This window comes from Tsukamurella pseudospumae (assembly GCF_001575195.1).
In the GTDB taxonomy this organism is placed as follows: Bacteria; Actinomycetota; Actinomycetes; order Mycobacteriales; family Mycobacteriaceae; genus Tsukamurella; species Tsukamurella pseudospumae.
Map to the genome: position 1 here is coordinate 1 of NZ_LSRF01000094.1, position 1154 is coordinate 1154.

The following is a 1154-nucleotide window of genomic DNA, read 5'->3' on the forward strand; positions in this document are numbered from 1 at the left end:
ATGATCCAATTAGGTTGCGCTGGTGGAAGACGCGATACCGATGCCGGAACGATGAGTGTGATCGGGCGACGTTCACTGACCGGATACGTGAGGTCCCGGCGCGGCGTCGGACCACCACCCGGTTACGCACCCAGATCGGGCGGGACATCGGAGAGAACGCTCGGTCGGTGGCCGAGGTCGCAGCCGCAGCGGGAGTGTCGTGGCCGACCGCGCATGCCGCGTTCGTCGAGCACGCCGAACAGGTGCTGACCGCACCGACACCCGTGCGAGTGCTGGGGATCGACGAGACCCGCCGCGGCAAGCCCCGCTGGGTCCGCGACGCAACCGGTCGGCGGTGGGTGCGGGTCGATCCGTGGGACACCGGATTCGTCGACATCAGCGGCGATCAGGGCTTGCTGGGGCAGGTCGAGGGCCGCACCACCGCCGCGGTGACCAGCTGGCTGACAACGCAGAGCGAGGCATTCCGGAACTCGATCACGCACGTCGCGATCGACCCCGCCGCGGCCTACGCCGCAGCGGCCACCGCGGTACTGCCGAACGCGCAGGTCGTAGTCGATCACTTCCATCTGGTCAAGCTCGCAGGCGACGCGGTCACCGCGGTGCGGCGGCGAGTCACCTTCGATGCCCGAGGCCGCCGCGGCCGCAAGCAGGACCCGGAATGGGCGAACCGACGCAGACTACTCACCAGCCGGGAACGTTTGTCGGACAAGTCCTTCGCGCGGATGTGGAACGATCTGATCGACCACGACACCACCGGCCAGATCCTCACCGCCTACATCGCGAAGGAACAGCTGCGACACCTGCTCGCCGCTGCCCGCGACAACGCCGACACGCACGAGGTCCGGGCCCGGCTCTACGCGTTCTACACCTGGTGCGCCGACGCCGACCTGCCCGAGCTCACCCGCCTCGCAACGACGATCGAGGCGTGGTGGCCGGCCATCTTGGCGTTCATCGACACCGGCATCACCAACGCCCGGACCGAAGGGCTCAACCGCCTGGTCAAGCAGGTCAAACGCGTCGCCTGCGGCTTCCGGAACACCGAAAACTCACGCCGCCGGATACGATTCCACTGCACCCGCACCCAGCGGGCCAGCATCCAGCAATTCCACTGCTAAGCAAGTTGCCCGCTCAACTTCGAAGAGCCTCGMAACAGA

At 67.3% G+C, this 1154-nt stretch carries 1 protein-coding gene; it reads left to right on the plus strand.

The annotated features are described in order from the left end of the window. Positions 1-14: 14 nt before the first annotated feature. Entirely contained in the window at positions 15-1115 is a 1101-nt protein-coding gene (locus AXK60_RS25250; protein ID WP_244881181.1) for an ISL3 family transposase, read from the plus strand. Positions 1116-1154: the final 39 nt, after the last annotated feature.